15 protein-coding genes are annotated in these 17,880 nt (G+C 71.2%); 9 read left to right on the top strand and 6 right to left on the bottom strand.

Translation table 11 applies throughout. The features are described 5' to 3' along the window. The first annotated feature begins 1 nt into the window (after position 1). Both ACIGJI_RS07990 and ACIGJI_RS07985 read left to right on the top strand, forming a co-directional pair. Positions 2-931 carry a M15 family metallopeptidase gene (locus ACIGJI_RS07990; RefSeq protein WP_363444868.1) on the top strand — a complete coding sequence of 310 codons (930 nt, stop codon included), beginning with the start codon at positions 2-4 and terminating at the stop codon, positions 929-931. 163 nt (positions 932-1,094) lie between these two features. Continuing rightward, positions 1,095-2,258 (top strand): acyl-CoA dehydrogenase family protein, encoded by a 1,164-nt coding sequence (locus ACIGJI_RS07985; RefSeq protein ID WP_363444866.1) that lies wholly within the window; start codon positions 1,095-1,097, stop codon positions 2,256-2,258. Positions 2,259-2,355: 97 nt separating this feature from the next. Here the strand turns inward: ACIGJI_RS07985 and ACIGJI_RS07980 are convergent, their stop codons facing one another. The 4 genes from ACIGJI_RS07980 to ACIGJI_RS07965 all read right to left on the bottom strand — a co-directional run bounded on the left by ACIGJI_RS07980 (position 2,356) and on the right by ACIGJI_RS07965 (position 6,351). Then, positions 2,356-3,231: a siderophore-interacting protein gene (locus tag ACIGJI_RS07980; protein ID WP_363444864.1), complete on the bottom strand. Its 876-nt coding sequence runs from the start codon at positions 3,229-3,231 to the stop codon at positions 2,356-2,358. A gap of 11 nt (positions 3,232-3,242) precedes the next feature. Further along, positions 3,243-4,055 (bottom strand): energy-coupling factor transporter transmembrane component T, encoded by an 813-nt coding sequence (locus tag ACIGJI_RS07975; RefSeq protein WP_363445336.1) that lies wholly within the window; start codon positions 4,053-4,055, stop codon positions 3,243-3,245. 2 nt (positions 4,056-4,057) lie between these two features. After that, positions 4,058-5,725: an energy-coupling factor transporter ATPase gene (locus tag ACIGJI_RS07970; RefSeq protein ID WP_363444862.1), complete on the bottom strand. Its 1,668-nt coding sequence runs from the start codon at positions 5,723-5,725 to the stop codon at positions 4,058-4,060. An 80-nt stretch (positions 5,726-5,805) separates the two neighbouring features. Further along, positions 5,806-6,351, bottom strand: a complete 546-nt coding sequence (locus tag ACIGJI_RS07965; RefSeq protein ID WP_187663132.1) for an ECF transporter S component — start codon at positions 6,349-6,351, stop codon at positions 5,806-5,808. 176 nt (positions 6,352-6,527) lie between these two features. Here ACIGJI_RS07965 and ACIGJI_RS07960 point away from each other — a divergent pair, with 176 nt between their 5' ends. From ACIGJI_RS07960 to ACIGJI_RS07930, 7 genes are all read left to right on the top strand, one after another. Then, complete coding sequence (locus tag ACIGJI_RS07960) at positions 6,528-9,719, top strand: S8 family peptidase (RefSeq protein ID WP_363444860.1); 3,192 nt, start codon at positions 6,528-6,530, stop codon at positions 9,717-9,719. Positions 9,720-9,943: 224 nt separating this feature from the next. Then, positions 9,944-12,229 (top strand): carbon starvation CstA family protein, encoded by a 2,286-nt coding sequence (locus tag ACIGJI_RS07955; protein WP_363444858.1) that lies wholly within the window; start codon positions 9,944-9,946, stop codon positions 12,227-12,229. Between the two features lies 1 nt (position 12,230). After that, positions 12,231-12,476 (top strand): YbdD/YjiX family protein, encoded by a 246-nt coding sequence (locus ACIGJI_RS07950; RefSeq protein ID WP_187663135.1) that lies wholly within the window; start codon positions 12,231-12,233, stop codon positions 12,474-12,476. 129 nt (positions 12,477-12,605) lie between these two features. Beyond that, a complete protein-coding gene (locus tag ACIGJI_RS07945; RefSeq protein ID WP_363444856.1) occupies positions 12,606-13,787 on the top strand; it encodes a histidine kinase in 1,182 nt (393 codons plus the stop codon). Between the two features lie 8 nt (positions 13,788-13,795). Next, positions 13,796-14,515 (top strand): LytTR family DNA-binding domain-containing protein, encoded by a 720-nt coding sequence (locus ACIGJI_RS07940; RefSeq protein WP_363444854.1) that lies wholly within the window; start codon positions 13,796-13,798, stop codon positions 14,513-14,515. Continuing rightward, on the top strand, positions 14,512-14,886 hold the full coding sequence (locus tag ACIGJI_RS07935; RefSeq protein WP_105949188.1) for a heavy metal transporter: 375 nt from the start codon (positions 14,512-14,514) through the stop codon (positions 14,884-14,886). Before ACIGJI_RS07940 ends, ACIGJI_RS07935 begins: the two co-directional genes overlap by 4 nt. Then, positions 14,883-16,340, top strand: coding sequence for a cation acetate symporter (locus ACIGJI_RS07930; RefSeq protein WP_280569197.1), 1,458 nt, complete (start codon positions 14,883-14,885; stop codon positions 16,338-16,340). Before ACIGJI_RS07935 ends, ACIGJI_RS07930 begins: the two co-directional genes overlap by 4 nt. 228 nt (positions 16,341-16,568) lie before the next feature. Here ACIGJI_RS07930 and ACIGJI_RS07925 read toward each other — a convergent pair whose 3' ends face one another. Continuing rightward, the gene (locus ACIGJI_RS07925; RefSeq protein ID WP_363444851.1) at positions 16,569-17,486 is read right to left on the bottom strand and encodes a pirin family protein; all 918 of its coding nucleotides are present in this window, start codon (positions 17,484-17,486) and stop codon (positions 16,569-16,571) included. After that, positions 17,483-17,851, bottom strand: coding sequence for a GNAT family N-acetyltransferase (locus tag ACIGJI_RS07920; protein ID WP_315638086.1), 369 nt, complete (start codon positions 17,849-17,851; stop codon positions 17,483-17,485). The genes ACIGJI_RS07925 and ACIGJI_RS07920 overlap by 4 nt, the downstream gene beginning before the upstream one ends. Between the last annotated feature and the right edge of the window lie 29 nt (positions 17,852-17,880).

Genomic DNA, 17,880 nt, shown 5'->3' with positions numbered 1-17,880 from the left:
CATGCCCTCCTCGCCGTACGCTCAGCATGCGGCGCCGCGCTCCCCGATCTTCGGACCCGCCCTGCCGGTCGGGCTGGCGGTGACCGCGATCGGCGTGGTGCTCTCGCTCACCGGCGCGGCCGCGACCCCCGTGGCATCCCCACCGCTCCCGCGCCCCGTCGCAGTGATGCAGGTACCGACCGTGCAGAACACGGCGACCCCTGCGGCGGACCCCTGCGCCGCCCCCGTGGTGCAGGCTGCGATCGCGGCCGGGGACGACGCCGCCACCGTCGCGGGGTTCGGCGGTGGAGCGCGCTTCCGTGAGGCGGTGATCGCCGGTAATGCACCCTGTGTCTCGCTCAGCGATCCCGCCCGGATCTGGGTCGTGGTCAACAAGGGGCGTCCGCTCGAACCCGCCGCCTACGAACCCGAAGGACTGAGCCAGGTGCCGCTGCAGATGACGACCCCGTCGGGCCGGGTGCGCGCGGAGGTCGCCGACGCCGCCGGGCGCATGGCGGACGCCGCCGCGGCGGCCGGGGTCGGACGCATCGGAGCGAACAACGGCTACCGTTCCTACGGCCTCCAGGTCGCGACATACGGTGCGCACGTGCGGGACCAGGGGCAGGCGGACGCGGATGCGGGCTCGGCGCGACCGGGTCACAGCGAGCATCAGACCGGTCTCGCCCTCGACGTCGTGGCCTGTGATGACGGCTGCGGCGGTCTGGACGGCTTCGGCGCGACGCGTCAGAGCGAGTGGGTGGCGGCGCATGCCTGGGAGTACGGGTTCATCGTGCGCTACGAACAGGTCGGCACGCCCGTCACCGGGTACGCCCCGGAGCCCTGGCACCTGCGATACGTCGGCACGGAGCTCGCGGCGGCGTATCACGAAGGCGGCTATCACACGCTGGAGGAGTTCTTCGGGCTCCCGGCGGCGCCCGATTACGACCATTGAGTCGGCGGGGCAGGGGTGTGATCCGCTCGCACTGAGGCATTCCACAAAGGCGATACCCAGTCCCACCCACGATGGGATGCATTCTCACAATCGCCTGCCCTGCCCCGTGTTCCCGCCGTAGACTCGCCGGAGCAACGACGCACGACACGTTCGGGAGGACGGCATGGAACGCGACATCTACGAAGAGGATCACGAGGCATTCCGCGACCTCGTCAAGGATTTCGTCAAGCGCCACGTCACGCACGAGGCGATCGAGAAGTGGGACGCCGCCGGCGAGGTGGACCGCGCCACGATGCGCGCCGCGGGTGAGGCCGGCATCATCGGGCTCTCCGTGCCGGAGGAGTTCGGCGGCGCCGGAATGCTGCAGGACTACCGCTTCCGCGCGATCGTGAACGAAGAGGTCATCGCGGCCGGAGCGGGATCGCTCGCCGGGGCCTTCGGCATCCAGGACGACCTGGCCGTGCCGTACCTCGTGCACATGGGCACGCAGGAGCAGAAGGAGAAGTGGCTGCCCCGCATGGCCACCGGTGAGGTCGTCGGCGCGCTCGCCATGACCGAGCCCGGCGCCGGCTCCGACCTCCGCGGCATCAAGACCACGGCGAAGAAGACGGACGGCGGCTACATCGTCAACGGCGCGAAGACGTTCATCTCATCGGGCGCGACCGCCGACCTCGTCGTCACGTTCGTGAAGACCGGCGAGGGCAACCGTCCCGACGCGTTCAGCCTCGTGCTCATCGAGAAGGGCATGGAGGGATTCGACAACGGCAAGAAGCTGTCGAAGATGGGCTTCCACGGCCATGACACCGCCGAGCTGTCGTTCAGCGACGTGTTCGTGCCGGAGGAGAACCTCATCGGCGGCGTCGAGGGCAAGGGCTTCATCCAGCTGATGATGAACCTCCCCCTCGAGCGCCTCTCGATCGCCGTGGCCGGAGCCGCCGCCGCGCAGGCCGCGTTCGACTGGACCGTCGCGTACACCAAGGACCGCGAGGCCTTCGGGGAGCGCATCATCGACTTCCAGAACAGCCGCTTCACCATCGCCGACATGTCCGCCACGGTCGACGCGCTGTGGGCCTTCATCGACCGCGCGCTGCTGGCCTACAAGGACGGCAGGCTCTCGGCGGAAGAGGCCGCGAAGGTCAAGTTCTGGGCGACCGAGCGTGAGTGGGAGGTGCTCGACGCCGGCGTCCAGCTCCACGGCGGCTACGGCTACATCACCGAGTACCCCATCGCCCGGGCCTTCCTCGACGCCCGTGTGCACCGCATCTACGGCGGCACGAACGAGATCATGCGCGAGATCGTCGGGCGTCAGATCGCCGGCAAGCGCTGACGTCCCCGGGCACAGCTTCGGAGATCCCCATCGACACGCCGGGGCGGCATCGTCCGCCCCGGCGTGTCGTGTCTTAGCTCCGAAGTTGTGCCCGGGATTACGTGCGGGGCTCCGTGGCGGCCTCGCGGGCGGCCTTCGAGGCGGGGGAGGCGGCACCGATCTTCCAGTAGCCGCAGAAGCTGACGGCGTTCCTGTCGACGCCGCGCTCGCCGACGAGCTGCTTGCGGACGCCGGAGGCCAGCGCCTGCTCTCCCGCCGCGTAGGCATGGAACGGCGCGGCGGGCAGAGTGGTACGAGCGAGGGTGTCCAGAGCGAGGGCCCCGGGCGGAATCTCCTGAGGCCGCACGACCCACACCACCTCGAGCCCCGACGGGTGCGCGAACTCCAGGGCGTCCTCCGTGGACGGGACTTCGATGATCGCCGTGCCCGAGGAGTCGGTCGGCAGGGAGGCGCTGATCGACGCGATCGCGGGGAGGGCGGTCTCGTCGCCGACGAGCACCACCCGATCGGTGCCCCGCTCGGGGTTGAATGTCAGGCCCTCGTCGATGATGAGGACGTGCTCGCCGGGGGCGCACGTCTCCGCCCATCGGGACGCCGGACCGGCGGTGCCGTCGGCCGCCGAGCCGTGCAGGACGAAGTCGACGTCGATCTCGGCGCCTGTCTCGGCCGTGGCCGGGCGGTAGGCGCGCACGGTGTAGTTGCGCATCACGGGGCGCTCGCCGTCGGGGATGCGGAGGAACTTCAGGTACCCGAACATCCGGTTCGCCTTCGCGGGCACCCGCTCCAGCCCCGCCTCGCCGCCGATCGGCAGGAACAGTCGGAACCACTGGTCGTAACCCATCGGGCGGAAGCGGTCGATCTCGCCGCCGCCGAGGGTCACCCGCACCCAGTGCGGCGCGAGTCGTTCGGTGCGGAGCACGGTGAGGTGCAGGAGCTCGGCCGTCTCCGGCTTGACCATCTTGCTGAATGCCATGCGGGCACCTTTCAGGGGAGCTGCCAGGGGAAGAAGACGGCGAAGATCGCGGCTGACACGGCGAGCATGACCACGGTGAAGACGGTGTCCCTCGTGCGGAACGGCACGAGGTGCCGCTCGGTCCGCGTCGGATGCGCGCCGAACGCCCGGGAGTCCATCGCAAGGGCGACGCGCTCCGCGTGCCGGATGGCACCCGCGAGCAGAGGGACGATGTACCCCCAGCCGCGGGCGATCCGCGCGAAGGGGCCGCGGCCGCCGTGGTAACCGCGCACCCGGTGCGCGGCGCGGATGACGGCGAGCTCGTGCCCGAACCGGGGCACGAAGCGGAAGGCGGCCAGGGCCGTGTACCCGATGCGGTACGGCACGCGCAGCTGCTGCACGCTCGCACGCACGAGATCGGAGCCGCTGGTGGTGAGGCCGCCGACCAGCGCGAGCGCGACGATCGATCCGAGCCGGAGCGCCGTGGCGAAGCCGATGAGGAGGGCGCCTCCGTAGAGGGTCCAGTCGCCGATCGTCACGACGGGGGCAGTGTCCGCGACCAGGGCCGCGTCGACCCACAGCGAGAAGCCGACGCCGATCGCGACCATAGCCACAGGGAGGGCCAGCAGGAGCAGCGCGAGAAGGCGGCCCGTCACCCGCGCGCCGACGAGGATGAGGACGTACGCGAGCACGAGGAAGGCGGCCGGGGTGGCCAGGTCGCGCACGAAGACGAGGAGCAGCATCGCGGGGGCGAAGCCGGCGACCTTCGCCAACGGATTGAGGCCGTAGAGGAACTGCCGCCGCGAGGTGGCCACGAGCTGCGCATACGGATCGAGCGTGGACATCGTCACGGTGTCACCTCCCACCCGGCCTCGGCGAGCACCCGCTGCAGGGCGGGGACGCGCAACCCGGCGGAGGGGAGGATCGCGGGATCGGAGAACAGTGCCGCCGTGGGGCCCGCGGCCCGGACCCGCCCGTCGGCGAGGACGACCGTGTCGGTGGCGTGCTCCGCGACGAGCTGCAGATCGTGGGTGACGATGACGACGGTCGTGCCGTCCGCCCGGAGACTCTCCAGCAGGTCCAGGAGCTCGGCGGCCCTGGCGCGGTCCTGCCCGAAGGTGGGCTCGTCGAGGGCGAGGACGGGTGGACGGGTGATGAGGGCCGTGCCCACCGAGAGTCGTCGCTTCTCGCCGCCGGAGAGGAGGAACGGGTGCACGTCGGCCTTGTGTGTGAGCCCGAACCGCTCGAGCATCTCCGTCACGCGAGCGCTGACCTCGGCGTCCGGCACATGGCGCAGCCGGAGCCCGTGGGCGAGCTCGTCGAACACGGTGGCGGCGATGAACTGGTGCTCCGGGTTCTGGAACACGAAGCCGATCCGGGCCGCGAGATCCCGGGGGGAGGCGGTGCCCGGATCGATGCCGTCGACGGAGACCCGGCCCTTCGGCGGGGGCACGACCCCCGCGAGGGCCTGGATCAGCGTGGTCTTGCCCGCGCCGTTCGCCCCGACGATCGCGGTGAGACTCCCCGCGGCGATGTCGAGGTCGACCCCGTGCAGGATCTCGGTGCGGCGCCGCGAGACGGTGAGGCCGCGCGCCCTGATGATCGGCTCCCGGTCGACGGCGGGAGGAGCGTCGGCGAGGATCGAGGACGCGCGGGCCGGACCGGCAGGCAGGGCCGCGGCCAGTGCCTCGGGCGTCAGCGGCAGCGGGTCGAGGACGATCCCCCGGTCGCGGAGGCGGAGCGCAGCGAGCGTCGCGGCGGGCAGCCAGACCCCCATCGCCACGAGCTCGTCGGCATGCGCCCGGATGGTCTCGGCGGCCGGACCGTCGAAGACCACCCGGCCCTCGCGGTCGAGCACGACGGTGCGCGTGACGAAGCGCATCGCCGCATCGAGGTTGTGCTCGACGAGGAGGATCGCCCGGTCCCCGGCGGCCACGACCTCGGTCAGCGCCGCATACACGTCGTCGATCCCCTGCGGGTCGAGGTTCGCGGTCGGCTCGTCCAGCACGATGAGAGGGGAGCCCATCGCGAGGGCGCAGGCGATGGCGAGACGCTGTCGGCCGCCGCCGGACAGGTGGTCCGGGTTGTCGTCCCGGCGCTCCCACAGGCCCACCCGCCGCAGCGCATCCTCGACGCGTGCCCGCACGGTGCCGAGCGGGAGCAGGAGGTTCTCAGGGCCGAAAGCCACCTCGTCGTACACCGTCCCCGTGACGATCTGGGCGTCAGGGTCCTGGAAGACCATGGCGACGTACGTGCTGAGGGTCGCGGTGTGCGCGGTGGTCGTGTTGACACCGCCGGCCTCGACGGATCCGGACATGGTCGCGGGGAGCGCATGCGGGATGAGGCCGTTGAGGGCGAGCGTGAGCGTCGACTTCCCGGAGCCGGACGGGCCGAGCAGCAGCACGACCTCACCGGGGTCGATGTCGAAGGTCACGTCACGGGGCGACGGATGCGCGGCATCCGCGTGGGTGAGGGTGAGCTCGCGCACGCGGAGGAGAGGCGCGGATGGGCGCACGGCAGGTCCCGGGTTCGACGGAGGGTGTGCCTCTAACTTAGCTGAGCCTTACCTGTGTTGCCAGCAGGGCGCGTGCGCGATCAGCGGCGTGCGACGCCGGCGGTGCGCAGCGCCGAACCGATGGCGAGGCCGATCGCCGTCCAGGCCACCGGGCCGAGCACGGAGATCGTCAGGTACAGCAGCTGGGCCCAGAGCGGCAGGACGGCGAGGTTCGCCGCGAAGAACACCGCCACCGCCACGACGACGCCGATCACGACCGCCGAGACGAAGAACCGCCAGGCGCCCCAGGAGCGATAGCGGGTGAGGGCGGCGACACCTTCCTGGATGAGGCCGAACAGCAGCGCCGTGCCGATGAACCGCAACGACCACGCCGGGTTGAAGGCGCTCGCGATGAGCGCGGCGAACACGTGCGTGATGAGTGCCACGAGCGGCAGCCGCAGCACCTCCTGCGCGATGATGCCCGGCAGCACGTGCGAGCCCAGCACGAGGCCGTAGAGGAACAGCAGCGGGCTGGCCAGGAGGAGGGGAGTGACCCATCCGGCGATGCCGCCGAGGATGCCCGTGGCGACACCGATCGCTGCGCAGATCAGCAGCACTCTGGTCGACAGGACGGAGGTACGGGCCACGTCTCCAGCCTACTGGCGACATTCGGAGACCCGGCCGTCGTCCACCCTGACCGATCGGCGCGATCGGGATTCGACCATCGTTCAGTTCTCGATCCGGCGCCGAGGAGCGGGTCTATCGTGAGCCGCGGTGCGGCAACGAGGCGGCATCGGGATCATCGGATCATCAGGAGCGAGATATGGGTCGAACACCCCTTCGGATCGCAGCAGCCACCACCCTGGCGACGCTGTTCATCGCATCGACGGCAACCGCAGGCTACGCAGCGACCGGGGAGGTGACGCACCCCGTTCCGGTCGCGGGGACCCCCGGGCACTACATCGTGATCATGAAGGCCGATCCCCTCGCCAGCTACGAAGGCGACGTCAAGGGACTCAAAGCGACGAAGCCCGACGAGGGCGAGCAGCTCGAGACGCAGTCGCAGGACGCGCGGCGGTACGTCAAGCACCTCGAGTCCGAGCAGAAGAGCCTCATCAACGACGTCGGCGTCACGCCGGACACGACCTACCAGGTCGTGCTCAACGGGTTCAGCGCCGACCTCTCGGGTGAGCAGGTGGACCAGCTCCGTGCCTCGAAGGACGTCCTGGGGGTGTATCCCGACGAGATCCGTCACCCCGATGCGCAGACCTCCACGGACTACCTCGGCCTCGGCGACGACCGCAAGGGCCGTGGCGGGGTGTGGCAGCAGACCGGAGGCGTGAAGAAGGCGGGCGAGGGTGTCGTGGTCGGCGTGATCGACACCGGCATCGCTCCCGAGCACCCCTCGTTCGAGGGCAAGAAGCTCAAGCAACAGAAGAAGCAGAACAGCCGCCACAAGGGCACGGATCCCTATACCGACGGCACCTACGTGTACTTCGACAAGTCCGACGGCGGACAGTTCCGCGGCGCGATGGTCGACGGCCAGGACTGGGACGAGCGCGACTACTCCACCAAGCTCATCGGCGGGCAGTACTTCTTCGCGGGAGCGCAGGCCGCCGGGTTCGACTTCCAGTACGACTACCTCTCCCCACGCGACGGCGACGGCCACGGCTCGCACACCGCGAGCACCGCCGCGGGCGACTTCGGAGTGGAGGCCGCGGTCGAGGGCGTCGACTTCGGGACCATCTCGGGCGTCGCGCCCGCAGCGAAGGTCGCCGCGTACAAGGCCTGCTACGTCGGTCCGGACACGACCGTGACCACCGATGACATCTGCGCGCTGAGCGACCTCGTCGCCGCGATCGATCAGGCCGTCGCCGACGGTGTCGACGTGATCAACTACTCGATCGGCGGCGGCGCCGCGAGCACCGTGATGGCGCCAGAGGACCTCGCGTTCCTCAACGCCGCGGCCGCCGGCGTCTTCGTCGCGACCAGCGCCGGCAACGACGGTCCCGATCCGGTCACCGCCGACCACGCCTCGCCGTGGTACACGACGGTCGCCGCCTCCACCATCCCCACGTGGGAAGGCACGGTGCAGTTCGACGGCTTCGAGGAGGCCGGGGCATCGGTGAGCGTGCCGTTCGGGGAGAGCGTCTCCGGGCCCTCCATCGCCGCCGTGGATGCCGCGGCGCCCGGTGCGGTGGATGCGCAGCTGTGCCTGCCGGGCACCCTCGACCCGACGAAGGTCGCGGGGCACATCGTGGTCTGCGACCGCGGCGGCAACGCGCGCGCGGAGAAGTCCCAGGTCGTGAAGGACGCCGGAGGCATCGGCATGGTGCTGGTGAACGTGCCCGGTGGCGCGGACTCGCTCGACAACGACTTCCACGCGGTGCCGACGGTGCACCTGAACGCCGTGCACCGCGCAGCCGTGCTCGCCTACGTGCAGGGCGGTGTCGATCGGCCGATCACCCTCGTCGGTGAGAACACCACCGGGGTGACCACCCCGACCCCGCAGATCGCCGGATTCTCGAGCCGTGGGCCGGTCCTGGCCGACGGCACCGACGTCCTCAAGCCGGACATCGCCGCTCCCGGCGTCGCGATCCTCGCCGCCACGCACAACGCGCCGGGCGAGGAGCCGACCTTCGGCATCCTCTCCGGAACGTCGATGGCCTCCCCGCACATCGCGGGCCTCGGGGCGCTGTACCTCGGGGAGCACCCGAGAGCGACTCCGGCGGAGATCCGTTCGGCCATGATGACCACCGCGTACGACACGGTGCTGCCCGACGGCTCGAAGAACACGGACCCCTTCGAGCAGGGTGCGGGGCAGATCGACGCGAAGCGCTACCTGAACCCGGGCCTGCTGTACCTCAACGGCTTCAAGGACTGGGCGGCCTTCCTCGACGGGAAGGGGCTGTCGGACTTCCCCGGCATCGACCCCATCGACGGCAGCGACCTGAACCAGGCATCGATCTCCATCGGCTCCCTGGCCAGCGCGCAGACCGTCACCCGCTCGGTCACCTCGACCGAGAAGGGCGTGTTCACCGCGAAGGCGTCGGTCCCGGGCGTGAAGGTCACCGTCACTCCCTCTCAGCTCGCCTTCGACAAGCCGGGACAGACGAAGACGTTCACGGTCACGTTCGACAGCACCACCGCTCCGGTCGAGCAGTGGGCCACCGGCTCCCTCACCTGGACGAGCAAGAAGAACACGGTGCGCTCGCCGATCGCGGTGTTCCCGGTCACGGCGGATGCCCCGGCCGAGGTCACCGGCAGCGGCGTCGACGGCAGCACGACGGTGGACATCATCCCCGGTCTCGACGGCGATCTGGCACTGGGCGTCTCGGGCCTCACCCCGTTCCAGCTGCTCAGCGACCCGGACAACCCGGTCGAGGGGCACTCGGGGAACGAGAAGTCGGGGGACGCGAACAAGGACGTGTCCTGGATCGTCGACGTGCCGGAGGGCGCCACGCTCTCCCGGTTCGACCTCGACTCGTCCGACGACGAGGGCAGTGACCTGGACCTCACCGTCTACCGGGTGGTGAGCCCCGACGACCTGCGCTACTACGAGCGCTGGCAGTCGGCCACGGGCTCGGCCGACGAGCAGGTCACGATCCCCACGCCGACTGCGGGCACCTACCTGGTCGTGGCGAACGTGTACTCCACCACCGGGCCGATGACGTGGGACATGACCTACGCCAACGTGCTCCCGGACGGGGAGGGCTCGTTCACCGCGACGCCGAACCCGATCGCCGCGGTCCGCGGGCAGGAGACGAGCTACGAGCTGAGCTGGACCGGTCTGACCGCCGGGACCCGCTACCTCGGACTCGTCCAGTACGGGGACTCGGCCGTGCGCACCGTGGTGACGGTCACGACGCCCGCGGAGGTCGCGCCGACGCCGACCCCCGCTCCGAAGCCGACACCGACACCGACTCCGGAGCCGTCGCCGACCCCGGATCCGACTCCCGCGCCGGAGCCGACCCCGGAGCCGACCCCGCCCCCGGAGACCGACGCCCCCGGGTGATCCGGGATCGTCTGCACGACTCAGGCACGGCCGCACGACGGAATCCGTCGGGCGGCCGTGCCGTCGTCTCCGGGTCGTGCATCCGGTCGGAGCGGGGACTGCCGGGCATCCGTTCGTCGCATGGCCGCCGCCGCTCGTCGCAGCGTGCCCGGATCCGGGTGCGACGGCGGGACGCACTCCCTACCGTGGGGAGACGCAATGATGCGCCCCCAGAGGAGAACCCCATGACCGCACCTTCGTCGCGCCGCCGCGACGGCGCCGGGCTCGTCGACGACGACCCCGTCATCGAGACCGACCCGAACCTCCCACCCGTCGCCCTCTCCGCGGAGCACGAGGCCAAGAGCGGCCGCTGGACCCTGCCGAAGATCCTGCTGTGGACGGCCATCGCCCTCCTCGGCGGCGTCGCCTGGGTGATGCTCGCCATCGTGCGCGGCGAGACCGTGAACGCGATCTGGTTCGTGTTCGCCGCCGTCTGCACCTACCTGATCGGCTACCGCTTCTACTCGAAGGTCATCGAGCGGTACATCACCCGCCCCGACGACCGCCGGGCCACGCCCGCCGAGGTGAAGCAGGACGGCAAGGACTACGTCCCCACCGACCGCCGGGTGCTCTACGGCCATCACTTCGCCGCCATCGCCGGCGCCGGCCCGCTCGTCGGCCCCGTGCTCGCGGCGCAGATGGGCTACCTCCCCGGCACCATCTGGATCATCGTGGGCGTCGTGCTCGCGGGAGCCGTGCAGGACTACACGGTGCTCTTCTTCTCGATGCGTCGCGGCGGCCGGACCATCGGCCAGATGGCGCGGCAGGAGCTCGGCAAGATCGGCGGCACTGCGGCGATCATCGCCTCGCTGCTCATCATGCTCATCATCGTGGCGATCCTCGCGCTCGTCGTCGTCAACGCGCTCGGCGAGAGCCCGTGGGGCGTCTTCTCCGTCGCGATGACCATCCCGATCGCCCTCTTCATGGGCGTGTACCTGCGCTACCTGCGTCCCGGCAAGGTGACCGAGGTCTCGATCATCGGCTTCGTGCTGCTGATGGCCGCGATCATCGGCGGCGGCTGGGTCGCCGGCACCGAGTGGGGCCAGGCGATCTTCCACCTCGACCGCACCACGATCGCGTGGGGCATCATCATCTACGGGTTCATCGCCGCGGTGCTGCCGGTCTGGCTGCTGCTCGCGCCCCGCGACTACCTCTCCACGTTCATGAAGATCGGCGTCATCGTCATGCTCGCCGGCGCGATCATCCTCGTGCGGCCGGAGATCTCGGTCCCCGCGGTCAGCATCTTCGGCGAGAACGGCATGGGACCGGTGTTCGCGGGTCCGCTCTTCCCCTTCCTGTTCGTGACGATCGCGTGCGGCGCGTTGTCCGGATTCCACGCGCTGATCGCGTCGGGCACCACACCGAAGCTCGTGGAGAAGGAGCGGCAGACCCGGTTCATCGGCTACGGCGGCATGCTCATGGAGTCGTTCGTCGCGATCATGGCCCTCGTCGCCGCGATCTCGATCGACCAGGGCATCTACTTCGCGATGAATGCCCCCGCCGCCGCGACCGGGGGCACCGTGGAGGGAGCGGTCGCCTTCGTGAACTCGCTCGGTCTGACCGGGGTGAACCTCACTCCCGACATGCTCACGGGCACGGCTGCGGCGGTCGGCGAGGAATCGATCGTCTCGCGCACCGGTGGCGCTCCGACGCTCGCGCTCGGCCTCGCCCACATCATGCAGCAGGCCCTCGGCGGGCAGGCGCTCATGGCGTTCTGGTACCACTTCGCGATCATGTTCGAGGCGCTGTTCATCCTCACAGCGGTGGACGCCGGAACCCGAGTCGCGCGCTTCATGCTGCAGGACTCGATCGGCGCCTGGTTCCCGAAGTTCCGCGACGTCTCCTGGCGCCCCGGGGTGTGGATCTGCACCGCGATCATGGTGGCCGGCTGGGGAGCGATCCTCATCCTCGGCGTCACCGACCCGCTCGGCGGCATCAACACCTTCTTCCCGCTGTTCGGCATCGCGAACCAGCTGCTCGCGGCGATCGCGCTCGCCGTGGTGCTGGCCATCGTCGCCAAGCGTGGTCGCAGCTACTTCCGGTGGCTGTGGATCATCGCGCTGCCGCTCGCCTTCACCGCGGTCGTCACCATCACGGCCTCGCTCTACAAGATCTTCTCGCCGGTGCCGGCGATCGGGTACTGGGCGAACCACTTCCGCTACCTGGAGGCGCTGAACTCCGGTGACACCACGCTCGGCGCACCGGAGGTGCTGCAGGCCGTCATCCGGAACACCGCGGTGCAGGGTACGCTGTCGATCATCTTCGTGGTGCTCGCGATCATCGTCATCGTCATGGCCGTCATCGCGACCGCGAAGGCGATCCGCAACGGCGGCGGCGAGAACACCGAGGAGCCGCCCGTGCCGTCGCGCCGCTTCGCCCCGGCCGGGTTCCTCCCCGACACGGAGGAGCGCGAGCTGGAGAAGCAGTGGGAGCCGATCCTCGCCGAAGAGCGCGCGGCGGCACGGCACTGAGATGACCCACGCGATGGATCGGACGGATGCCGCGACCTCCCCGCTGCGGGCGCTGTGGAGCGCCCTCGGCCGGGTCGGCCGCGGCATCCGCTGGTACATGACGACGCTGATGGGCGACACCGCGTACGCCACGTACGTCGCCCATCACCGTCGGCATCATCCGGGCGAGGAGCCGCTGACGGAGCGGCAGTTCTGGCGTCAGCGCATGGACGACCAGGACCGCAATCCCGGTGCCCGCTGCTGCTGACCCTTCGACAGGCTCAGGGACCTTCGACAGGCTCAGGGCCCTTCGACAGGCTCAGGGACCCAGGGTGGGTCGCTGAGCCTGTCGAAGCGCGGGTCGCTGATTCCGCGCGCGCGTCCCTAGGCTGAGCGCATGAACGACGTCGTCCTCGCCGCGGTCCTCGGCGCGCTCGGCGGCATCGCCCTCACGGCGCTGCTGCTGCTCGCCCGCCGGTTCGCGCGCGGGTCCGCCGACCTCGGCAGCGAGGCGGAGCAGGGGGCGCTGCGGGCGCTGCATCAGGCGAGCCTCGCCGCCCCGCATCTCCGCGGCGGACTGACCGGGCCGGATGCGGTCAAGGCCGCCCGGCACCTGCGGGCCCTGCTGGGCAGCGCTGCGGTCGCCATCCTCGGCGACGACGACACGGTCACGCTCGACGGCGCCGCGGACGGGCTCGAATCCGCCGCCGTGCGCATCGCCGCCCAGGTGCGCGCGTCCGGGCGACGGCAGGTGTTCCCCGCGCCCTCGCGGACGGACGACCTGGAGGCGGTCGGCGCGCCCATCCTCGTCGACGGGGTGCCGGTCGGGGTGGTCGTCGCCTTCGCGTCCCCGGTGCGCGCTGCGCTCGTGCGGGCGGCGGAGGAGGTCGCCGACTGGTGCGCGGCGCAGGTCGCGCTCGGGGGACTCGAGGCCTCGCGCACCCAGCTCGCGGAGGCCGAGCTCCGGGCTCTGCGCGCGCAGATCTCCCCGCATTTCATCTACAACGCCCTCACCGCGATCGCGTCGTTCATCACGACCGACCCGGACCGGGCCCGCGACCTCGTGCTCGAGTTCGCCGATTTCACCCGATACTCCTTCCGTCGCCAGGGGGAGTTCACCACGCTCGCGGAGGAGCTGGGCAGCATCCACTCGTACCTCGAACTGGAGCGCGCGCGATTCGGCGACCGCCTGCGGGTGACGCTGCAGATCGCACCGGAGACGCTCGCGACGGTCATCCCGTTCCTCTCGGTGCAGCCGCTCGTCGAGAACGCCGTGCGGCATGGCCTGGAGCCGGGGGAGGGCGGCGGCGAGATCCGCATCACCTCCCGAGATGACGGCACGCACACCGAGATCCTCGTCGAGGACGACGGCGTGGGCATGGACCCTGACGGCCTGCGCGCGCTGCTGACCGCGCGGGAGGAGGGCAGTCACGTGGGTCTGCGGAACGTCGACACCCGGCTCCGTCAGGTCTATGGAAGCGGGGGAGGGCTGGTCGTGGAGACCAACGCCGGCGCGGGTACCCTGGTGCGCATGCGAGTCCCGAAATCGCAGCCCCTCCACGACCCGGATGACGACTGAGGAGCGGCATGATCGACGTCCTCGTCGCCGACGACGAGCAGCCGGCCCTCGACGAGCTCGTGCATCTGCTGCGCGCCGACCCGCGCGTCGGCGAGATCCTCACCGCGGGCAACGGCGCCGACGCGCTGCGTCAGCTCTCCGCGCGTGCGGTGCGGATCGCCTTCCTCGACATCCACATGCCGGGCCTTCTCGGCACGGAGCTCGCCCGCGCGCTCCTCGGTCTCGCGGAGCCGCCGGCGGTCGTGTTCGTCACCGCCGACGAGGCCCGCGCGGTCGAGGCATTCGAGCTGCGCGCCGCGGACTACCTCCTCAAGCCCGTCCGGCGGGAACGGCTGCGGAGTGCCGTGGACAGGGTGGTCGCGCAGGAAGCCACGCCGCGCGGCGAGGACGAGGTGCTGCCGGTGACGGTGGGCGCGGCGGTGCGGTTCGTGCGGCGCAGCGACGTGCGCTGGGTGCAGGCGCAGGGCGACTACGCGCGCCTGCACACCGAGGACGACGGCCCCGGCCACCTCGTGCGCGTCCCCCTCTCCGAGCTCGAGACCCGATGGGCGCCCGTGGGGTTCCTCCGCATCCACCGTTCCACGCTCGTCCGGATCGCCGCGGTGACCGAGGCGCGGCTGTCGGGCGGGGAGCCCACGGTCGTCGTCGGCGCGGCCGTGTTGCCGGTGAGCAGGAGGCTCGTCCCCGCGGTGCGGGAGGCGCTCGTGCGGGGCGAGGGGACGGCATGACCGAGGCGCCGAAGCGGGTGCGGGTCACCGCGGACACCCCGCCGCGCCGCTCCTCCGCCGCCACGCGGGGGATCGCGCTGCCCGGAGCACCGGTCGCGGAGGCCGATGCCGTCTACGCGCGCGCTCTGATGCGCAGCCAGCTCCGGCTCGCCCTGGGCACCGTCGCCGGCTTCGTGGTTGTCGTCGTCGCTCTGGCGCTCGGGATCGCGCTCATCCCCGAGATCGACGCCGTCGTCCTCGGCGGGCTGCCGCTGTCATGGCTTCTCCAGGCCTTCGCGTTCTACCCCGTGATCCTCGTCTTCGCGGTGCTGTACGTGCGCACGGCGGTCCGCAACGAGCGGCGGTACCGCGCCCTGCGAGACCGCGAATGAACGCCGTGCTTGACCTCGTCGGCGTCGCCCTGGTCGTCATCGCCACCCTCCTCATCGGCGTGTACGGGCTGCGGGTGTCGCGCACGACGAGCGACTTCTTCGTGGCGTCGCGTACGGTGCGTCCGGTCTGGAACGCCTCGGCCATCAGCGGAGAGTACCTGTCGGCCGGCACCTTCCTCGGCCTCTCCGGGCTGGTGCTGCTGGACGGCGCCCGCGGGTTCTGGTTCCCCATCGGGTACGCCGCGGGGTATCTGCTCGTGCTCGTCTTCGTCGCCGCGCCCCTGCGCCGCAGCGGGGCGTACACGATCCCGGACTTCGTCGAGGCCCGGCTCGACTCGACGGCCGCGCGCCGGGTCACCAGCCTCGCGGTGCTCATCATCGGCTGGCTCTACATCGTGCCGCAGCTGCACGGCGCGGGCATCACGCTCGTCGTGGTCGCCGGGTTGCCGGAGTGGGTCGGAGCCGTGACGATCGCGGTGCTCGTGGCGGCGGCGGTCGCCGCGGGCGGGATGCGCGCGATCACCTTCGTGCAGGCATTCCAATACTGGCTCAAGCTCACGGCGCTCCTCGTGCCGGTGGTGTGCATCGCGTTCGCGCTGAGCGGCGGCCCGCACGATTTCGATCCCGCGCTCGTCTTCCCCGCGGAGGCCGGGCCGTCGGGCTTCGACGCCTACGAGACCGCGTCGCTGCTGCTCGCCCTGCTCCTCGGCACGATGGGTCTGCCGCATGTCCTGGTGCGGTTCTACACGAGCCCGACGGGGGCCTCCGCGCGGCGGACGACCGTGATCGTCATCGCCATGGTGAGCGCGTTCTACGCCGTGTCGAGCGCGATGGGGCTCCTGGCGCGGATCGCCGCCCCGGACCTCGCGCGGCCCGGGATCGCCGACACCGTGGTGCTGCAGCTCCCGTCGCGGGTGTTCCCCGGGCCGGCCGGCGAACTGCTGACGGCGCTCATCGTCGCCGGGGCCTTCGCCGCGTTCCTGGCGACCTCGGCCGGACTCGTGGTCTCGCTCGCGGGGGTCATCAGCCAGGACGTCTTCTCCGGCTCCGTGCGCTCCTTCCGGCTGTCCGCGGTGGTGTGCGCGCTCGTGCCGCTGGGGGTCGCGCTGCTCACGGTTCCCGCGGGGCTCGTGTCGAGCGTGGGGGTGGTGTTCGTCGTGGCGGCGTCGACGCTCTCACCCGTGGTGCTGCTGGGCGTGTGGTGGCGGGGCCTCACCGCGCGTGGGGCGGTCGCGGGCATGGTGTGCGGCGGTCTCGCGACCGGCCTCGCCCTGCTCGTGCACGCCGCCGTGGACGGGGTCGGCGTCGCGGCACCCTACCTCGCGCAGCCCGCCGCCTGGACGATCCCGCTGGCGACCGGGGTCACGGTCGCCGTGTCGCTGCTCGACCCCCGCGGACCCTCACCCCGCACGGACCGCTTCCTCGCGCGCGTGCACACCCCCGACCGCGCCTGACCCTCCTTCTGCGTCCCGGAACAGGCGATCACGCGGGTTCAGGCAGGTGAAAGCCAATCGAGCCTGAGCCCGCGCGAGTGCCTGAAGAGCGGGAAGGGTCGGTGTGTGTGTGGGTCAGGGGGCTCCCGCGCGGGGGCAGGCACTGGCGTGAGAGCAGGCAGGGAGCACCAAGAGTGCCTGTGTTGGCGGGAGTGCCTGAATCAGCGGGAGTGCCTCAGCGGGAGGGGGTCAGAGGGTGCGGCTGCGCGGCATCAGGCGCACCGGAGGGAGCGGCGGCGCGGGGATGCGCTGGTCGTGCCCCTCGACGACGCCGAACCGCGGGGACGCCGCCTCCCAGTCCTCGCGGGCGGCGACGATCTCGTCGTGGGAGCGCCCGGCGAAGTTCCACCACATGACGATCTCGTCCTCGAACGGCTCACCCCCGAGGAGGAACAGCAAGCCGCCCTCACTGCTGGTCACCTCGACGCCGTCGCGGGAATCGCCGAGATAGAGCATGTCGTTGCGGGTCATCGCGTGCTCCGGGACGGCGGCGTCGCCCTCGACGAGGAGCAGCGCGTGTTCCCACTCGGGCCGCAGCGGCAGGCGCACGGCGGTTCCAGCCGGCACGACGATCTCCGCCCCGACGATCGGTGTGTGCACGGTCGCCGGCGAGTGCACGCCCGCGAACTCGCCGAGCACGACCGTGGCCGTGGCGTCCGATCCGGTCGCGGACGGCAGCGTCGTCGTCGGCAGATCGGTGTGCCGCTCGAAGCCGCCGTCGCCGTGGCGCGCGGACTCCGGGAGCACGACCCAGAACTGCAGCGCGTCGAGCGGGACGGGGTCGTCGCCGATGGAGTACTCCGAGTGCGAGATACCGTTGCCGGCGGTCATGAGGTTGAGCTGTCCGCGCCGGAGGTCGGCGTCGCTGCCCAGCGAATCGCGGTGCCGGATCTCCCCGACGAGCGGCCAGGTCACCGTCTGCAGACCGATGTGCGGGTGCGGCTCGACGCGCATCCGGGTCTCGGCCGGGCCGAACCGGTCGAGGAAGCACCACGCGCCGATGGTGGGGAGGTTGCGATGCGGCAGCACCCGGAGCACTTCCATGCCGCGCACGCCGCCGAGCGGGACCGCCCGCGGCTCGAGGACGAGGCGGCGCTGCCCGATCATTCCGCCCTGCCCGTGGGGTCCTCGTCCGCGCCGGCCGACTCCTCCTGCACCGGGGCGTCCGCCGTCGAGCCCGGACGCTGCGGCCAGCGGATCTCGGCGCCGGGCACCTCGTGCGTCTGGAGGTACTTCGCGATGTACGGGCAGAGCGGCACGATCGCGTCGCCCGTCGACGCCACGTCGGTCAGTGCCGCCGCGGCGAGCTTCCCGGCCAGGCCCTGGCCCTGGAAAGCGGGGTCGATCTCGGTGTGCAGGAACCGGATCGCGCCGGGGCGGGTGTCGAACTCGGCGAACCCGGCCAGCACGTCATCGGAACGGATCTCGTAGCGGGAGGCCTCGTCGTTGCGGGTCACGGTGATGTCGGTCATCGGATGCTCCTTCCGGCGTCTGGAACCAA

Source organism: Microbacterium sp. NPDC064978 (genome assembly GCF_044543605.1).
In the GTDB taxonomy this organism is placed as follows: Bacteria; Actinomycetota; Actinomycetes; order Actinomycetales; family Microbacteriaceae; genus Microbacterium; species Microbacterium meiriae.
This window is presented reverse-complemented; position numbering and strand designations above follow the sequence as displayed.